Source organism: Pseudomonas kitaguniensis (assembly GCF_009296165.1).
Lineage (GTDB): Bacteria > Pseudomonadota > Gammaproteobacteria > Pseudomonadales > Pseudomonadaceae > Aquipseudomonas > Aquipseudomonas kitaguniensis.
The window spans coordinates 1-16,353 of the sequence record NZ_VUAZ01000029.1; the positions used below are offsets into that span (position 1 = coordinate 1).

Below are 16,353 nucleotides of genomic sequence, written 5' to 3' on the forward strand. Positions count from 1 at the left end.
ACACGAAAGCAAAAAAAAGCGGATCTAGCCCGTGTATGCAAAACCCGCCCTTGATCTGGCTTCAACCACTCAGGTCGGCTTTCAGGCCGCGTGCAAAGTGACCCGCCGTAAGGGCGGAACCCATACCAGTTATCGCCCAAACAACGGATATGCGCTCAAAATCCAAGCCACAAACCTGAATAAATTTTAATAGCAAAAACAATAGCTTATTTGTAGTTTGCCAAGAGTGGGGTTGCCCCCACAGTTGGTTTCGCGGCGTCAGTTATAGCAGCGGCTCATCCGGCTTTTTGTTCTTCCAGCCGTCATTGCCCGGCAGCAGCAGGTTCAAACCAATCGCCACCACCGCACACAGGGCGATGCCCTTGAGGCCGAAGTCATCCGGGCCGGTGCCGGTGCCGACCAGCACACCGCCAATACCGAATACCAGGGTTACCGACACAATCACCAGGTTGCGCGCTTCGCCGAGGTCGATCTTGTGGCGGATCAGCGTGTTCATGCCCACCGCCGCAATCGAGCCGAACAGCAGGCACAGAATGCCGCCCATCACCGGCACCGGGATGCTCTGCAGCAGTGCGCCGAACTTGCCGATAAACGCCAGGCTGATGGCAAACACCGCCGCCCAAGTCATGATTTTCGGGTTGTAGTTCTTGGTCAGCATCACGGCGCCCGTGACTTCGGCGTACGTGGTGTTCGGCGGGCCACCAAACAGGCCGGCAGCCGTCGTGGCGATGCCGTCACCCAGTAAGGTGCGGTGCAAGCCTGGCTTTTTCAGGTAGTCGCGACCGGTCACGCTGCCCACCGCAATCACACCGCCGATATGCTCAATGGCCGGGGCCAGGGCCACCGGGACGATGAACAGAATCGCCTGCCAGTTGAACTCCGGCGCGGTGAAGTGGGGCAGGGCGAACCAGGGTGCGGCGGCGATCTTCGCCGTGTCGACCACGCCAAAGTAGAACGCCATGGCAAAGCCGACCAGCACGCCGGAGATGATCGGCACCAGGCGGAAAATACCTTTGCCGAACACCGCCACGATCAGCGTGGTCAGCAGCGCCGGCATCGAAATCAGCATCGCCGTCTGGTAATGGATCAACTCGGCCCCGTCGCCGGATTTACCCATCGCCATGTTCGCGGCGATCGGCGCCATGGCCAGGCCGATGGAGATGATCACCGGCCCGATGACCACCGGCGGCAGCAGCCGGTCGATAAAACCGGTGCCTTTGATCTTCACCGCCAAGCCCAGAAAGGTATAAACGAAACCCGCCGCCATCACCCCGCCCATGGTCGCAGCAAGGCCGAACTGGCCCTTGGCGAGAATGATCGGCGTGATAAACGCAAAGCTTGATGCCAAAAATACCGGCACCTGGCGCCCGGTCACTACCTGGAACAGCAACGTGCCCAGGCCCGCGGTGAACAGTGCAACGTTTGGATCCAGACCGGTGATCAGCGGCATCAACACCAGCGCGCCAAATGCTACGAAGAGCATTTGTGCGCCAGACAGGATCTGGCGCCAAAGCGGGTCATTGAAATCATCCTGCATGCTCACGCGTCCTTCTGCTTGGTGCCGAAGATCTTGTCACCGGCATCGCCAAGGCCCGGGATGATGTAGCCGTGTTCGTTGAGGCGTTCATCAATCGAGGCGGTGTAGATTTGCACGTCCGGGTGGGCCTTCTCGACGGCGGCGATGCCTTCGGGCGCAGCTACCAGCACCATGGCGCGGATGTCTTTGCAACCGGCCTTTTTCAGCAGGTCGATCGTGGCAACCATGGAGCTGCCGGTGGCGAGCATCGGGTCGATGATCATTGCCAGACGCTCGTTGATTTCCGGGACGAGTTTTTCCAGGTACGTGTGCGCCTGCAAGGTTTCTTCATTGCGGGCCACGCCTACGGCGCTGACTTTGGCGCCCGGAATCAGGCTGAGTACGCCTTCGAGCATGCCGATGCCTGCACGCAGAATCGGCACCACGGTAATTTTTTTACCGGCGATTTTCTCGACCTGTACGGTGCCGGCCCAGCCAGCAATCTCGTAGCTTTCCAGGGGCAAATCTTTGGTGGCTTCGTAAGTGAGCAGCGCTCCGACTTCCTGAGCAAGCTCACGGAAGTTCTTGGTGCTAATGTCGGCGCGGCGCATAAGGCCGAGTTTGTGTCGGATCAGCGGGTGGCGGATCTCGCGAGTGGGCATGGGAAAGGCTCCGGCGGCGGGCAAAAAAACCGGCTTAGATTAATCTATCCGAGGGTGTTGTCCTATAGACATCTAGTACGTTAGTCCATTAAGGCTTGAACGTTGCGCCTCACATGCGTACCTTTGCCCGCTTTTCTTGCCACAGCATCCACCTTGGAGAGCGCCATGTCCGCTGATCTCGAGCATATCCGTCAAATCATGCGCGAGGCTGACTGCCTGTACAGCGAAGCGCAAGTCGAAGCAGCGATCGCCAAGGTTGGCGCGCACATCACGCGTGAAATGGCCGACACCAACCCAGTGGTCTTTTGTGTGATGAACGGTGGCCTGATCTTCGCCGGCAAATTGCTCACGCATCTGCGGTTTCCGCTGGAAGCGTCTTACCTGCACGCGACGCGTTACCGCAACGAAACCACCGGCGGCGACCTGTTCTGGAAAGCCAAGCCGGAAGTCTCGTTCATCGACCGCGATGTGCTGATCATTGACGACATCCTCGATGAAGGTCACACCCTGGGCGCGATCATCGACTTCTGCAAACACGCCGGCGCGCGCAACGTGCACACCGCCGTGCTGATCGACAAAGACCACGACCGCAAAGCCCGGCCGGACCTGAAAGCCGATTACGTGGGCCTGCCGTGCATCGACCGCTACATCTTCGGTTATGGCATGGACTATAAAGGCTACTGGCGTAACGCCAATGGCATCTACGCCGTTAAAGGAATGTAATTGATGGTGCGCTTTCTTGATCAGACCCTGTTTGCCGAGCTGGCCGAGAAGGCCACCGAAAGCCCGCGTGGCCGGCATCATCACAACTTTCACCAGATGGAAGAGCCGTGCCATCGCCTGGCCGTCGCGCTGCAGCCGAGCACTTATGTGCCGCCGCACCGGCACCTGAGCGCAGACAAGGCGGAGTCTTTGCTGGTGCTCAAGGGCAGCCTGGGTTTGTTGGTTTTCAGCGAGACCGGCGAAGTGCTCGCCAAGCGCGTCATGCAAGCGGGCGGCGAGTGCGCGGGCGTCGATGTGCCGCCGGGCGTGTTCCACGGCCTGGTGGTGCTTGCGCCCGACACCGTGATGTTCGAATGCAAGGCCGGGCCGTACCGTCCGGTGGGCGAGGGCGAGTTGGCGGACTGGGCGCCGCGCGAAGGCGATAGCGGCGTTGCCGAGTATCAGCGCTGGATGCGCGCTCAGTTCGATTGAGCCGTCGGCTGAGTTGCCAACAGTTATCGCGGTAGCCCTTGCTCCACCAATGAGGCCAAAAGCCCGGCACCCAGCGCAATAACGTTGTCGTTGAAGTCGTAACGGTCATTGTGCAGTTGGCAATTGCCTGCTCCGTCGCTGTGCGCGCCACCCTGGCCAAGGTAGATGTATGCCCCCGGCCGGGCTTGCAGCATGTACGAAAAGTCTTCGGCGCCCATGGTCAGCGGCTCATTGCACCTGACGTTTGCGCTGCCGACCAGGCTGCGTGCAACGTCGGCGGCAAACAGTGCCTCTTTGGCGTGGTTAACCGTTGCCGGGTAACCGCGCTGGTAGTGAAAAGTCAGTGTCGCACCAAACGCCGTCGCGATAGACCGGGCAATTTCACCCATTCGCCTTTCCAGCAGGTCGCGGTTGGCCTCGGTAAAGCTGCGCGCGGTTCCAATCATCTTCACGTGGGCCGGGATAACGTTATTGGCTGAGTGCTGGCTGGTTTCCAGGCTGGCGACCGTGATGACACCGGCTTCCAGCGGGTGCAGGTTGCGGCTGACGATGCTCTGCAGCGCAACGACAATATGGCTGGCGACCAACACCGGGTCGATGGCCATATGCGGGATCGCGGCATGCCCGCCGCGACCGATTACCACCATTTCAAAGCTGTCTGCCGCGGCTTCTACAGGGCCGGGCTGAACCGCAATCACCCCGGCCGGGTAGTCCGGGTTGTTGTGCAGGGCGTACACCGAATCTACCGGGAAACGTTCGAATAAGCCTTGCTCGATCATCACCTGTGCACCGCCGTCGCCTTCTTCGGCGGGCTGGAAGATCACCACCGCAGTGCCGCTGAATTGGCGTGTTTGCGCGAGGTAGCGGGCCGCCGCCAGCAGCATCACCGTGTGCCCGTCATGGCCACAGGCATGCATCAGGCCGGGGTGCACCGAGCGATGCGCGAATTCATTGGCCTCACGCATCGGCAGGCAATCCATGTCGGCTCGCAGGCCCATGCTCGGGCCAGGTTTGGCGCCATGAATAACCCCTACGACACCGGTGCCCGCCAGCCCCAGGTGAACGTCAATGCCCAGCGCCTGCAAAAAGGTCGCAACAATTTTTGAGGTCCTGTGTTCGTCAAAGCCCAGTTCGGGGTGGGCGTGCAGGTCACGCCTCAGTGCGGTGAGTTCTGTAAGGTAGGGTTCGATGGCCGCGACTGGATTCAAAGGCATTTTTGGATTCTTCTTGTTTTGGGGGAGCCCAAACGCTACAGGGTGCGAAGGGAACAGGGTGCAAGGTAGTGCAACTAAACGTGTCTGCTACCGGCGCCTACACAAGCTCGCGCCCCGCAGGTAGACTTCAGGCCCCGTGTAAATGTCTGCAGGCTGGAGTCGGTAATGCGTAAAGATAAGCAACAGGTGATTGGTGACGAGATCGGCGACGATCAAATCAAGTTGTTCCTGGCTTTCGAGCCGGTTGACGCGACTTCACCGTCCCTGCACAAACTGATCAAGGCCTACCGTGGCCTGCGTATTGATGACTTTGAGCGTTTCCTGGGCTTTTTCAGGGAAGCCGGCCTGGACCTCGACGGCAAGGACGAGCACGGCCAGACGTTTGTTGAAATGATCAAGGACCAGCGCCACGCCGCCGAGTACATCGAGCTGATCGAAAAAGCCCGCGGCTGATTCCCGGGCATAAAAAAACGCCCGACGCTCATCATGAGCCCCGGGCGTTTTTTATTGCCCTCCCGCAGGAGGCAGCCTCAAGCGTAGCTTTCGGCCTCGTTGCTTTGCTCAACCAGTTCCAGGCTGATGTTGTTCTGCGCATTAACCTTGCGATACAGCTCTGCATCGGTTTCCAGCAGTTTTTCGCGCGCCGGGAAAATCTCTTGCAGCTTGGCCGCCCACTCACCGGCAGTTTTGGCCGGGAAGCAGCGTTCGATCAGTTCCAGCATGATCGACACGGTGACCGATGCGCCCGGGGAGGCGCCCAGCAGCGCTGCCAGCGAGCCGTCTTTGGCCGCGACCAGCTCGGTGCCAAATTGCAGCACGCCGCCTTTTTTCGGGTCTTTCTTGATGATCTGCACGCGTTGGCCGGCCACTTCCAGGCGCCAGTCTTCAGCTTTCGCTTCGGGGTAGAACCGGCGCAGCGATTCCAGGCGCTGTTCCATCGACTGGCGTACTTCGCTGACCAGGTACTTGGTCAGGTCCATGTTGTCGCGGGCCACGGCCAGCATTGGGCCGATGTTACCGGCGCGAATCGACAGTGGCAGGTCAAGGAACGAGCCGTGCTTGAGGAACTTGGTGGTGAAACCGGCATACGGTCCGAACAGCAGGGACTTTTTGCCATCGACCACACGCGTGTCCAAATGCGGCACGGACATGGGCGGCGAACCCACCGCAGCCTGGCTGTAGACCTTGGCCTGGTGGTGTTTGACCACTTGCGGGTTATCGCAACGCAGCCACTGGCCGCTGACCGGGAAACCGCCAAAACCTTTGCTTTCTTCAATGCCCGAGGCTTGCAGCAGCGGCAGCGCCGCGCCACCGGCGCCGAGGAAGACGAACTTGGCGTCGATTTCACGGCTGTCGCCCGTGTTGACGTCCTTGATGCTCACGGTCCAGCCCGCGCCGTTACGCGTGAGGCCGGTCACGCGTTTGTTGTACTTGACCTGGGCGTCCGGCGCGCTGCTCAGGTGGCTGAGCAACTGATTGGTGAGTGCGCCAAAGTTGACGTCGGTGCCGTTCATCACGCGGGTGGCAGCGATTTTTTCGTCGAGCGGGCGGCCCGGCATCATCAGCGGCATCCACTCGGCCATCTCGTTACGGTCTTCGGTGTAGTGCATGTCCGAGAACGCATGGTGCTGGCTGAGGGTTTCAAAACGCTTCTTGAGGAAGGACACGCCTTTTTCGCCCTGCACGAAACTCAAGTGCGGCACCGGGCTGATAAAGGATTTGGACGAGCCAAAGGTGCTCTTTTTGGTCAGGTACGCCCAGAACTGCTTCGACACCTCAAACTGAGTGTTGATGTGCACCGCTTTTTTGATGTCGATAGAACCGTCGCCCGCCTGCGGGGTGTAGTTCAGCTCACACAGGCCGGCGTGGCCGTACCGGCGTTGTTCCACGGGTTGGAACTTTCCGCGGCACCCGAATCCATCAGCTCAACGACTTCCAGCGTAAGGCCGGGGTCGAGCTCTTTGAGCAGTACGGCCAGGGTGGCACTCATGATGCCGGCCCCAACCAGTACTACGTCGACTGCTTCGTTATGCGCCATTTAACGCGTCTCCAAAATCTGCAGCACCAAATTGTCGGCATGGCTGCCAGGAGTGACGGGGCGGTTCACGTATTGCCCCAGGTTACCCATGGCCAGGATCGCCATGTCCGATTCGCAATTCTTTGCAACTTCAGCGCACGCGTCCTGCCGGGCTAATTTGCCTATGAACGCATTCATGGGCGCCTGTGGCAATTCGACTTATGGTCAACGCGTGCGATTTGTGCAATCAATCCGTAGCGGACAGGCTCAAGCTCCGGTGTTTGAGGCGTGCTCGGTCCTGTGTGGTTGGGCTGTTCCAGACGCTGATGGTGCTTGTACAAACGCCAAACTATTCATTTGCTCGCCACACTCTTGTGAAGTTGTGAAAACCCGTTTTTTCACGCTCTTTTGAAGACGTGAACCTCAAAAAAGGGCTGCCCAGCCTGGCACCTGGCCCGCAAACCTCTGCCGACGCGCGGCAAAACGGGCAAACAACTCAAGTGGCCGAGCGCAATGGCAGCTCTGGCAGATTCGGTAAAGAGGGGAGGTTTGCAAAAAAACAGCAAGCGCGCCAGCTTCACTCGATCTGTGTGGGCGGCTCTCTGTGGGCGATTTTGGGGCTAATGCCGAGGCATTAACGATGCTGCGAGGCCCGATCAGGAGACGTCCTTATAATCGGGGGGAGATTGTAGCGAAGAACGCTGGGGAAATGGGCGTGTTTTATGACTTTTATTAGCGCTGCGGTCAGGAAGCCATCGAGTGTCGGGTTTGCGCGTGCATTACCTTGGGGCTGACCCGGGCACTCGTCGGCAGCGGGCGGTGCATCCAGCCGATATGAGTCTCCGACACTTCCACCCAGCCTTCGCCGACAGGCGGCAGGGTGCACTGCTTGAACGCCAGGCAATAGCCGCGCGCATCAAGCAACGCGTAGTTGCGGTGACGAGGGTGTTGCATAAACAATGACTTGAGAAGGCGCATGGCGGTGTACCTGTTTCGTTACATGCTCAGAGCTTGTCAGTCTGCCATGACACTCGAATGACGGATTTATGCGAAATTGTAATTTGAGCATCGCTTCAGCTGCCGTTCAGGATGGCTGGTGAGTGGCGCGCGTGCACCGTTATACTGGCGGCCTGTTTGCATCTAGTCCTGGAGAAATGAGTATGTTGCAACGCCTGTTGTTCGGTTTGATCACTGTGACCAGTTTGACCCTGGTTGGCTGCGCCAACAGCCCGCAACAACTCAGCCCGCAACCTAAAGTCACCGCACAGTTGGCGGCTGTGGGCCACGGCCAGCCAGTGTCGGTGCGGGTAGTGGATGGTCGCCCGTCGCCGACCCTGGGTTCGCGTGGCGGCCTGTACCCGGAGACTGCGCTTATTTCGGTGACCGGCCAGGATGTGCTGCCCAAGCTGCAAGCCCAGGCTGAAGCCGCCGTGCGCCTGCTGGGGTTCACCCCAACCAACTCGCCGGGCGCGCCGCAATTGACCGTCACCCTGGCCGAACTCAAGTACCAGTCGCCCAAACAGGGCCTGTATGTGACTGAAGCGTCTATCGGCGCGACGTTCAAGTCTGACGTCAGTGCCGGCACTCGTCGCTACAGCGGCCGTTATGCTGCCTCGCTGAATCAGCGCTTCGGTATGTCGCCTAACGAGGAGACCAATACCAAGTTGGTCAGCGACGTGCTGAGTGACGCCCTGACTCGCCTGTTCAAAGACCCGAGCATCGGCCAGTTGCTTGGCGCGCAGTAACCGCTGCAAAAAAAACCGGGCTCAGCAATGAGCCCGGTTTTTTTACGCCTGGCGCTTTCAGGCAGCCGTTTCTACGTAGAAGTCCAGCATGCTCACGCCCGTCAGCAAATCCAGCTCCGGCAGATCGGCATGTTGGTGCCCGCCGAGTGCGCAATAGACCAGCCAGTGGCGATCCTGAACGTTGAAAGCGAGGCCGCCGACCAACGCTTCCTGCTCATCGTTTTGGGCGATCAGATACAGCCGATCCTGGTTTTGCGCATGCAGCATGACAAGCTCCCGAGCGTTCGAAGGGCAACAGAGTGGCTTGTTAAGGTGACGTTCAGGTGACGCTGTAAATTACTCGATACATTATTGGCGAGTGGGGAAGGGAGCGTTTAAGTGGAGGGACGCCACTGTCGTTCAGGTTTGTATCTGAATCGATACCCAGACACTGATGCACCGAGGTTTGCGATGGCGCTGTCCGCACTGCTGATCAATGCTGTGGCTTTATTGGTGGCCTGCCCGGGGGCGGCGCTGCTGTCTGTGACGCGTTTGCGTGAGCAACGTGCGATGGCGGACTTGACCGCGCAGAGTGAAGAGCGCGCGATTGATCAGCCGATGTTGTTTCTGGATGTGCGTACCGAACGGGCGCACCGGTTGGCTTATCGCGTGGGGTTTGCTTGCCTTGGGCTGGCGCTGGTGGTGTCCTGGGTTAGTGCGCACCTCTGAGGGGGCTGCACAAGCCATGATCGTTCCCACGCTCTGCGTGGTAATGCGCCGACCTGGGCGCTCTGCGTCCCGTTGCGATGCAAACCGCTCGGTACATCAGGTGTGCCGAGTTGAGGCTATCGCGAGCAAGCCCGCTCCCACACAAGCCCGCTTCCACACAGGCCTGCTCCTACACAAGCCTGCTTCCGCACAGGCTTGCTCCTACACATTTTTTTACAGGGCTAGCCCTGCCTTTACCCGGTACTGGTTACGCACGGGCGTGGCGTATTGCACCACCAGATACGGCCGATGCTCGGGCGGGCATTGGTTCAAGCGCCGCTCCCACTCCGCTGTCGCCTTGGCCAACTCGTCGGCCGGGAATACGTCGGCTGCGGTGGGCACCTGCAATTGCGGATCGGCGTCGCTCCACTGCGCGTACGCCAGGTAGTGCACCGGGAATAACCGATAACCGCCGAGAATCTGCCGATCCATTTCTATGGCCAGCACCTTGGTGTCTTCGAAACGCTCGGTGATCGGCGGTGCAAAGTTCACGTGCACGCGGCCCTTGTAGCCGGTGATGCCCAAGGCAATGCTCACATCGTCCTCGCCGGGCGCTTTGCTGTAGGTGCCGGTGGTGGCGCGGATATACAGCTCGCGGGCTTTGGCGGTGTCGCACGGGTCGTATTCGTAGCTGATCGACACCGGCGTCAGGTTCAACGACTGGATCACCTCGGCGAACGGCTCGTCTTTGCGGCTGACGTGGAACATCTTGAGGATCGCCGACTCGGTGCGATCATCGCCATCCTTGGCACGGCCTTCGGCCTGGGCTATCCAGATCGACTGGCAATCGTTGCGGATCGAATGGTTGATATAGGCCGACAGCAAATTGAACGCCGCCATTTTTTCCTTTCGCCCGGTGATCGAGCGGTGCACGATAAAACTCTTGTTCAGGCGCATCAGGTCGCTGACAAATGGCTTTTGCAGCAAATTGTCGCCGATCGCGATGCGCGGTGTTGGCAGGCCAGCGTGGTAGACCGCGTAGTTGACGAAGGCCGGGTCCATTACGATGTCGCGGTGGTTGGCCAAAAACAGGTACGCGGTGCCCGACTTGAGCTGCTCGACGCCGGTGTAGGTCACCCCGTCGGTTGCACGGTCGATGGTGTGGTCGACGTAATACTCGACTTTGTCCTGTAGGGTCGCCACCGTGGTGACGCCGGCGAACTCACGGCGTAATTTGCGCGCGATCATAGGCTTGAGCAACCAGCCCAGGGCGCCTGCGAACCGCGGGAAGCGGAAATGGGTCAGGATGTCTAGAAAGGCCTTGTCACTGAACAAACGTGCCAGCACTGCCGGGACTTCGCTGTCGTTGTAAGGTCGGATGGTATCGAATTCGCCCATCATGCTCTCTTGTTAGAAACGGCTAGGGTAAGTAAAGGAAATATCGGCAGGCGGCAAAAGTTTGGCTCTGCCGGGAATAGCCCTGTAAATAGACCGGCGATTATACGCACAAGTCACTTGGGAGACCGTGATGCTGGAAACCGAGCCGTACGATTGTCCTTATTGTGGTGAGCCCGCCGAGGCGGTGTTGGACCTTTCTGGTGGCGATCAGTCATACATAGAGGACTGCCCGGTGTGTTGCCGGCCGATTAATTTCACCCTGCAAACGGATGGGCAAGAATGGATGCTTGAAGTCCATGCCGAGAACGACTGACAGGTGCGCCTATGCAGCGAATTTACGAACCTGAAAACCTGATGGAAGGCGAGCTGCTGCAGCAGATGCTCGCCAGCGAGGGCATCGAGGCGCACCTGGTGGGGCGCCATTTGCTCGGTGGCACCGGCGAACTGCCGATTTTTGGCCTGCTGGGGCTGGAGGTCGGTAACGACCAGGCCGCCTATGCCCGCGAGCTGATTACCGCCTACATCGGTGCGCAGCCGCTGCCTGGCGAAGAACCCGACAGCTTCCCCGACGTGTTGGTCTGTTAGGCTGTCGGTCGGTTTACCCAAGAGTCGTGTTACCCCATGTGTGGACGTTATGCCCTGTTTCGCTGGAACCCCACGTTTGCTGCCTTGCCGGGCTTTCCGGCCGACCAGCAGGCCCAGTGGAACATCTCCCCCAATGATTCGGTGCTGATTCAGCGCGCCACCGACGGCCAGCACACCCTGGCCCGCGCCCGCTGGGGCCTTACGCCGCCGTGGCTGACAGACCTGTCGCGCACCCCGGCTCACGCCCGCGCAGAAACCCTCGCTGAGCAACCGATGTTTCGCGAAGCCTTTCGTCAGCGCCGCTGCCTGCTGCCGGCCAATGGTTTTTACGAATGGCGTGGCACGTTGCGCAAGCGCCCTTACTGGCTGACGCCGGGTGAAGGTTCGACGCTGTTTTTTGCCGCAATCTGGGAAGCGTATCCGGTGCAGGAGCAGGTATGGCTGAGCACGGCGGTGGTCACCCAGGCTGCACAGAGTCAGCGCCGGCCATTGATTCTGGATGCGGCGGGGCAAGCGGCCTGGCTGGACCCCGAAACCCCATTGCCGGTGTTGCAGAGCTTGCTGGCGAGTGAGCCGGCGGCGCTGCGCGAGCGCGTGCTGGCGAATATGGTGAATGATCCGAAATTGAATGGCCCGGAGTGTTTGACGCCGGGTTGACAGGTCGCGCGTTCAGTCAGCGTGTGGGATGTATCGGTTATTGGGCGGTTACACGTCTTTTGTATCTGGCGCCGATACAAATGACCGCCTACGATACGCGCCATGTTTTCAGGGAGCGTGTTCATGAAGAAGTCATTGGTCGTAAGTGGGTTGTGTGCGGCGCTGCTGCTGGCCGGTTGCCAGTCGGTGAATACCACCAGCGGCGGGGCCGTTGGGGTCGAGCGCAAGCAGTACATGTTCAGCATGCTGTCGAGTCAGGAAGTCGACCAGATGTATGCCCAGTCTTATCAAAAGACGTTGGGTGAGGCGAGCGGCAAAGGCATGGTCGACAAGACCAGCGCCAACGCCAAGCGTGTACAGGCGATTGCCGACCGCTTGATCGCCCAGGCGCCGAACTTCCGCCCGGATGCGGCGCAGTGGAAGTGGGAAGTCAACCTGATCAAAAGCGACGAGATGAACGCCAACTGCGGGCCTGGCGGCAAGATCTTCGTGTACAGCGCGTTGATCGATAACCTCAAGCTTACCGATGACGAACTGGCTGCGGTGATGGGCCATGAAATCGCGCATGCCCTGCGCGAACACGGGCGTGAAGCCATGTCCAAGGCTTACGGCATCCAGATGGCCAAGCAGGGCGCCGGTGCCCTGTTCGGTCTGGGCCAGGACAGCCTGGCGTTGGCCGATACCGTGGCCAACTACGGCATGACCTTGCCCAACAGCCGCGCCAATGAAAACGAAGCCGACCTGATCGGCCTCGAACTGTCGGCCCGCGCCGGTTACAACCCGAACGCGGCCATCACGTTGTGGAACAAAATGGCCAAGGCCTCGGAGGGTTCGCCACCGGAGTTCATGAGCACGCACCCGGCTTCCGACAGCCGAATCGCCTCGTTGCAGGCGGCGATTCCGAAAGTGATGCCGCTTTACCAGCAAGCCAGCAAGTCCTGACGGGGCGAACTTCAAGCTGCAAGCTGCAAGCCGCAAGCTACAAGCTACGGCGCTGCTTCTTCTTGCAGCTTGCAGCTTAAAGCTTGCAGCTTTTAAAGCTAGATCCAACCGCTGCTCTGCATGGCTTTGTAGACCGCCACCACTGCGAGGATGAAAAACGCCGTAGCCGCCAGTCGACGGATCAGCGTCAACGGCAGTTTGTCTGCCGCAAAATTCCCCGCCAACACCACTGGCACGTTGGCAATCAGCATGCCCAGCGTGGTGCCGATGATCACCAGCCACAGCTCCGGGTATTGCGCCGCCAGCATCACCGTGGCGATCTGCGTTTTGTCACCGATTTCTGCGAGGAAGAACGCAATCAGCGTGGTCAGGAACGGCCCGAACTTGCGTGTGGTACTGGCTTCGTCATCGTCGAGTTTGTCCGGCACCAACGTCCACAGTGCCGTGGCGCAGAAGCTCGCCGCGAGTATCCAGTGCAACACTGCATCCGAGAAGAAGCTGCCGAACCAGGCACCCACGGCACCCGCGGCGGCATGGTTGGCCAGGGTCGCGGCGACGATACCGGCGATAATCGGCCAGGGTTTGCGAAAGCGTGCGGCAAGGATGAGCGCGAGCAATTGCGTCTTGTCGCCGATTTCGGCCAAGGCAACGACTGCGGTAGGGACGAGCAGAGAATCCAGCATCAGGTAGGTTCCAGGGGCGGGTCGACACGGCTATGACACGTACAGCCTTCCCGCCCCGGGTAAGGTGTGCGTGTCATAGGTCTTGTCAAACCCCGGCCCGTCTGTGCGGACTCCTGGGTCGCATACGCCATGGTCTGTTGACCAAGTATGTTGACGTATGCCGGACGAGCGTGGGCTCGTGGGAGACTACTCCCCTAGGACGGAGCGGATTCTGCCTAGGCAAAATCCATTCGGCAAGCCTTCATTGGGAAAAATATTTCAGGGCCGCTTGGCACGATAAATGCGAAAACCCTGGCCTTGCGCCTTGACTGCGCACACGCCCAAGTGCTCTTCGATCAGCGGTTGATACTTCAGGAAACTGTTCGCAACCAACCGAAGTTCGCCGCCTTTTGCCAGATGTTTGCCTGCTTTTCGCAGCAAGTTCTCGGTCGCTAAATAGTCGGTGTGCACCCCGACATGAAACGGCGGGTTGCTCAAAATCGCGTTGAAACCCATCGGCGCAGCGTCGATCCCGTCACCGGTCAACACCTCGGCTTCCAGGCCATTGGCCGCCAATGTCAGGCGGCTGCTGGCAGCGGCGAAGGCGTCCACGTCGAGCATCGTGACGGTGTTATGCGGGTACCGGCGTTTTACCGCCGCCCCCAGCACGCCGGCGCCGCAACCGAAGTCGAGCAAGTGGCCGCTGGGCAATTTATCCAGATGCTCCAGCAACAGCGCCGTGCCGCGGTCCAGCCGGCCATGGCTGAATACGCCCGGCAAGCTCACCACCTTGAGTGGCCCATCGGCCAACGGCACCTCGAAGATTTGGGCGAGGCTTTCCAGTTCGACCGCTTGCGGCGCGTTGGCCACGGTGATCTGCCACAGTTGGCAGTGCCGCGCGTTATCCAGCTTGCGCGGTTTACCGAAGGGGCTCATCTGCTTGGCGGCGCTTTCGATACCGCTTTTTTTCTCGCCCACCAGGTACAGCTCGGCGCCGGGCAGGCGCGCGGCCAGGGCGTTGAGCAGGTAGTCGGTGAGGTCTTTGGACTTGGGCAGGAAAATCACCGCCGCATCAAATGCCCGCTCGGGCACGTTCACGCCGAACTGGCTGCGCTCGGGGAAGCGCGCGTCGAGCGCCGCCTGATCACCGGCATGCCAGCTCCAGCCGTGCGCATTGGGCAAGCGGCCGAGCAAGTCGTCGGCGGGCAAACCTGCCAGCAGCACGTTGCCTTGAAAAAGTTCGGCCTGACGAAGCAGTACTTCACTGCGCGGATCCATGGTCTGCTCCTTGAAAAGGGGCGCAGTTTATCAACTGACGACGCGCAGCGGGGCGCCGCTGAAAAAGCCTCGGGCGTTTTCGGCCAATTGGCCGACGATTCGTTGCCGCGCCTCGCGGCTGCCCCAGGCGTTGTGGGGGGTGACGATCAGCCGAGGGATGTCGGCGGCCAGCAGCGGGTTGCCCTGCACTGGCGGCTCCACGCTGAGTACGTCGGTGGCCGCGCCGGCCAAATGGCCGCTGCGCAAGGCGTCGGCCAGCGCCTGTTCGTTGATCAAACCGCCGCGCGCGGTGTTCACGACAAACGCGCCCGGCTTGAGCAGCGCCAGCTCACGCGCGCCGATAAAGTCGCGTGTGTGTTCGTTCAGCGGGCAATGCAGGGTCAGCGCATCCACTTGCCCGAGCAGTTCATTCAGCGGCACGCGGTCGGCGCGGGCAGGCCGGCCAGGAATCGCGCCGAGCAGCACGCGCATGCCGAAGGCTTCGGCCAGCCGTGCCACGGCACTGCCCAGTTCGCCATGCCCGAGCAGGCCGAGGGTTTTGCCTTGCAGCTCGACGATCGGATGGTCGAGCAGGCAGAACTGCTTGGCCTGTTGCCACTTGCCGGCGCCGACGTCGCGTTGATAGTCCTGTAAACGTGTGGCCAGGTTGAGCAACAGCATGATTGTGTGTTGCGCCACCGACGGCGTGCCGTAGCCCTGGCAATTGCTCACGGTAATACCCTGGGCGCGTGCAGCTTGGAGGTCGACGTTATTGGTACCGGTGGCCGACACCAGAATCAGCTTGAGTTCAGGGCACGCCGCCAGGGTTTGCGTGGTGAGGGCGATCTTGTTACTGATCACCACGTGGGCGCCTTGCAGGCGCTCCAGTACATTTTGCGGCGTGGTGTCGGTAAACAATTCAAGCTCGCTGAAGCTGTTGTGCAACTCGCTGAGGTCGAGGTCGCCCAGGTCCAGCGACGGGTGATCAAGGAAGACGGCGCGGCGATTGTTCGTCATCAACTGTACCTTTTGCGACAGGGTTCTAAGGCGTAATCTGCCGAGCCTATCAGATGGGTTAATCCGTTACGCAAGGGAGTGAGCATGTACGCCGCCGAGTTTTTAACCGTAGCCTTGATTCACTTGTTGGCGGTGGCCAGCCCTGGCCCGGATTTCGCCGTGGTGGTGCGCGAAAGTGTGACCCATGGCCGCCGCGCCGGAACCTGGACCGCGCTGGGCGTGGGTTCGGCGATTTTTCTGCACGTGGGCTACTCGTTGCTCGGTATCGGTTTGATCGTGTCGCAATCAATCGTGCTGTTCAATGCGCTGAAATGGGCGGCGGCGGCGTACTTGCTGTACATCGGCTTCAAGGCCCTGCGCGCGCAGCCAGCCAAACCTGTCGCCGAAGGTGATTTGCAGCCTGAAGTGGGCGAGCGCACGCCGCGTGGGGCGTTTACCGCAGGTTTTGTGACTAACGGTTTAAACCCTAAAGCCACGCTGTTTTTCCTGTCGCTGTTCACTGTGGTGATCAACCCGCACACGCCGCTGGCGGTTCAGGCCGGTTACGGCGTGTACCTGGCGGTGGCGACGGCGTTGTGGTTCTGTCTGGTGGCGATGCTGTTCAGCCAGCAGCGCGTGCGTGCCGGCTTTGCGCGGATGGGGCATTGGTTTGATCGAACCATGGGCGCGGTATTGATTGCCATTGGTGTGAAGCTGGCGTTTACCAGCATGAAATGACCAGGGCCCTGGCGGTGTGTCAGCCAAGTATTTTTCAACGCCCGAAAGCCGACCCAATCCCCCAAGCAGAACTCGGTCAAACT

20 protein-coding genes, 1 pseudogene and 1 riboswitch are annotated in these 16,353 nt (G+C 60.1%); of the genes and pseudogenes, 10 read left to right on the forward strand and 11 right to left on the reverse strand.

Translation table 11 applies throughout. The annotated features are described in order from the left end of the window. Positions 1 to 262 precede the first annotated feature (262 nt). Complete coding sequence (locus F0169_RS05880; protein WP_058414310.1) at positions 263 to 1,537, reverse strand: uracil-xanthine permease family protein; 1,275 nt, start codon at positions 1,535 to 1,537, stop codon at positions 263 to 265. 2 nt (positions 1,538 to 1,539) lie between these two features. Next, positions 1,540 to 2,178 carry a uracil phosphoribosyltransferase gene (gene upp, locus F0169_RS05885; RefSeq protein WP_058414309.1) on the reverse strand — a complete coding sequence of 213 codons (639 nt, stop codon included), beginning with the start codon at positions 2,176 to 2,178 and terminating at the stop codon, positions 1,540 to 1,542. A gap of 165 nt (positions 2,179 to 2,343) precedes the next feature. Here upp and F0169_RS05890 point away from each other — a divergent pair, with 165 nt between their 5' ends. Next, positions 2,344 to 2,901: a hypoxanthine-guanine phosphoribosyltransferase gene (locus F0169_RS05890; protein WP_152745994.1), complete on the forward strand. Its 558-nt coding sequence runs from the start codon at positions 2,344 to 2,346 to the stop codon at positions 2,899 to 2,901. A gap of 3 nt (positions 2,902 to 2,904) precedes the next feature. Next, on the forward strand, positions 2,905 to 3,372 hold the full coding sequence (locus F0169_RS05895; protein WP_058414307.1) for a WbuC family cupin fold metalloprotein: 468 nt from the start codon (positions 2,905 to 2,907) through the stop codon (positions 3,370 to 3,372). A gap of 23 nt (positions 3,373 to 3,395) precedes the next feature. On the opposite strand, the gene F0169_RS05900 is transcribed toward F0169_RS05895, so the two are convergent. Beyond that, positions 3,396 to 4,586: a M20 aminoacylase family protein gene (locus F0169_RS05900; RefSeq protein WP_152745995.1), complete on the reverse strand. Its 1,191-nt coding sequence runs from the start codon at positions 4,584 to 4,586 to the stop codon at positions 3,396 to 3,398. A 165-nt stretch (positions 4,587 to 4,751) separates the two neighbouring features. Between F0169_RS05900 and F0169_RS05905 the strand changes: the two genes are divergently transcribed. Beyond that, positions 4,752 to 5,039: a PA4642 family protein gene (locus F0169_RS05905; protein ID WP_152745996.1), complete on the forward strand. Its 288-nt coding sequence runs from the start codon at positions 4,752 to 4,754 to the stop codon at positions 5,037 to 5,039. A gap of 77 nt (positions 5,040 to 5,116) precedes the next feature. Here the strand turns inward: F0169_RS05905 and mqo are convergent. From mqo to F0169_RS05915, 3 genes and pseudogenes are all read right to left on the reverse strand, one after another. Further along, a pseudogene (mqo, locus tag F0169_RS05910) lies at positions 5,117 to 6,624 on the reverse strand (malate dehydrogenase (quinone)). Then, positions 6,625 to 6,801, reverse strand: a complete 177-nt coding sequence (locus tag F0169_RS27325; protein ID WP_158231403.1) for a hypothetical protein — start codon at positions 6,799 to 6,801, stop codon at positions 6,625 to 6,627. Between the two features lie 546 nt (positions 6,802 to 7,347). Beyond that, the gene (locus F0169_RS05915; RefSeq protein WP_058414303.1) at positions 7,348 to 7,581 is read right to left on the reverse strand and encodes a hypothetical protein; all 234 of its coding nucleotides are present in this window, start codon (positions 7,579 to 7,581) and stop codon (positions 7,348 to 7,350) included. A 182-nt stretch (positions 7,582 to 7,763) separates the two neighbouring features. On the opposite strand from F0169_RS05915, the gene F0169_RS05920 reads away from it, so the two are divergent. Further along, positions 7,764 to 8,348 carry a YajG family lipoprotein gene (locus F0169_RS05920; RefSeq protein WP_152745997.1) on the forward strand — a complete coding sequence of 195 codons (585 nt, stop codon included), beginning with the start codon at positions 7,764 to 7,766 and terminating at the stop codon, positions 8,346 to 8,348. Between the two features lie 57 nt (positions 8,349 to 8,405). On the opposite strand, the gene F0169_RS05925 is transcribed toward F0169_RS05920, so the two are convergent. Then, positions 8,406 to 8,615, reverse strand: a complete 210-nt coding sequence (locus F0169_RS05925) for a hypothetical protein (protein WP_058414301.1) — start codon at positions 8,613 to 8,615, stop codon at positions 8,406 to 8,408. 183 nt (positions 8,616 to 8,798) lie between these two features. On the opposite strand from F0169_RS05925, the gene F0169_RS05930 reads away from it, so the two are divergent. Continuing rightward, positions 8,799 to 9,056, forward strand: a complete 258-nt coding sequence (locus tag F0169_RS05930; RefSeq protein WP_058414300.1) for a hypothetical protein — start codon at positions 8,799 to 8,801, stop codon at positions 9,054 to 9,056. Positions 9,057 to 9,269: 213 nt separating this feature from the next. On the opposite strand, the gene F0169_RS05935 is transcribed toward F0169_RS05930, so the two are convergent. Next, entirely contained in the window at positions 9,270 to 10,433 is a 1,164-nt protein-coding gene (locus tag F0169_RS05935) for a 1-acyl-sn-glycerol-3-phosphate acyltransferase (protein ID WP_172979346.1), read from the reverse strand. Positions 10,434 to 10,563: 130 nt separating this feature from the next. On the opposite strand from F0169_RS05935, the gene F0169_RS05940 reads away from it, so the two are divergent. The 4 genes from F0169_RS05940 (at position 10,564) to F0169_RS05955 (ending at position 12,617) form a co-directional block, all read left to right on the forward strand. After that, positions 10,564 to 10,746 carry a CPXCG motif-containing cysteine-rich protein gene (locus F0169_RS05940; protein ID WP_058414298.1) on the forward strand — a complete coding sequence of 61 codons (183 nt, stop codon included), beginning with the start codon at positions 10,564 to 10,566 and terminating at the stop codon, positions 10,744 to 10,746. An 11-nt stretch (positions 10,747 to 10,757) separates the two neighbouring features. After that, complete coding sequence (locus F0169_RS05945; protein WP_058414297.1) at positions 10,758 to 11,018, forward strand: putative signal transducing protein; 261 nt, start codon at positions 10,758 to 10,760, stop codon at positions 11,016 to 11,018. 36 nt (positions 11,019 to 11,054) lie between these two features. Beyond that, a complete protein-coding gene (locus F0169_RS05950) occupies positions 11,055 to 11,675 on the forward strand; it encodes an SOS response-associated peptidase (protein ID WP_058414296.1) in 621 nt (206 codons plus the stop codon). Between the two features lie 123 nt (positions 11,676 to 11,798). Further along, positions 11,799 to 12,617, forward strand: coding sequence for a M48 family metallopeptidase (locus F0169_RS05955; protein ID WP_058414295.1), 819 nt, complete (start codon positions 11,799 to 11,801; stop codon positions 12,615 to 12,617). A 98-nt stretch (positions 12,618 to 12,715) separates the two neighbouring features. Here the strand turns inward: F0169_RS05955 and F0169_RS05960 are convergent, their stop codons facing one another. The 3 genes from F0169_RS05960 to F0169_RS05970 all read right to left on the reverse strand — a co-directional run bounded on the left by F0169_RS05960 (position 12,716) and on the right by F0169_RS05970 (position 15,553). Then, the gene (locus F0169_RS05960; protein WP_058414294.1) at positions 12,716 to 13,300 is read right to left on the reverse strand and encodes a TMEM165/GDT1 family protein; all 585 of its coding nucleotides are present in this window, start codon (positions 13,298 to 13,300) and stop codon (positions 12,716 to 12,718) included. A gap of 87 nt (positions 13,301 to 13,387) precedes the next feature. Beyond that, positions 13,388 to 13,508: riboswitch (yybP-ykoY riboswitch) on the reverse strand. 50 nt (positions 13,509 to 13,558) lie between these two features. Continuing rightward, a complete protein-coding gene (locus tag F0169_RS05965) occupies positions 13,559 to 14,557 on the reverse strand; it encodes a class I SAM-dependent methyltransferase (protein ID WP_152745998.1) in 999 nt (332 codons plus the stop codon). Positions 14,558 to 14,587: 30 nt separating this feature from the next. Further along, positions 14,588 to 15,553, reverse strand: a complete 966-nt coding sequence (locus F0169_RS05970; RefSeq protein WP_152745999.1) for a 2-hydroxyacid dehydrogenase — start codon at positions 15,551 to 15,553, stop codon at positions 14,588 to 14,590. Positions 15,554 to 15,637: 84 nt separating this feature from the next. Between F0169_RS05970 and F0169_RS05975 the strand changes: the two genes are divergently transcribed. Continuing rightward, positions 15,638 to 16,270, forward strand: coding sequence for a LysE family translocator (locus F0169_RS05975; protein WP_122251447.1), 633 nt, complete (start codon positions 15,638 to 15,640; stop codon positions 16,268 to 16,270). Positions 16,271 to 16,353 lie beyond the last annotated feature (83 nt).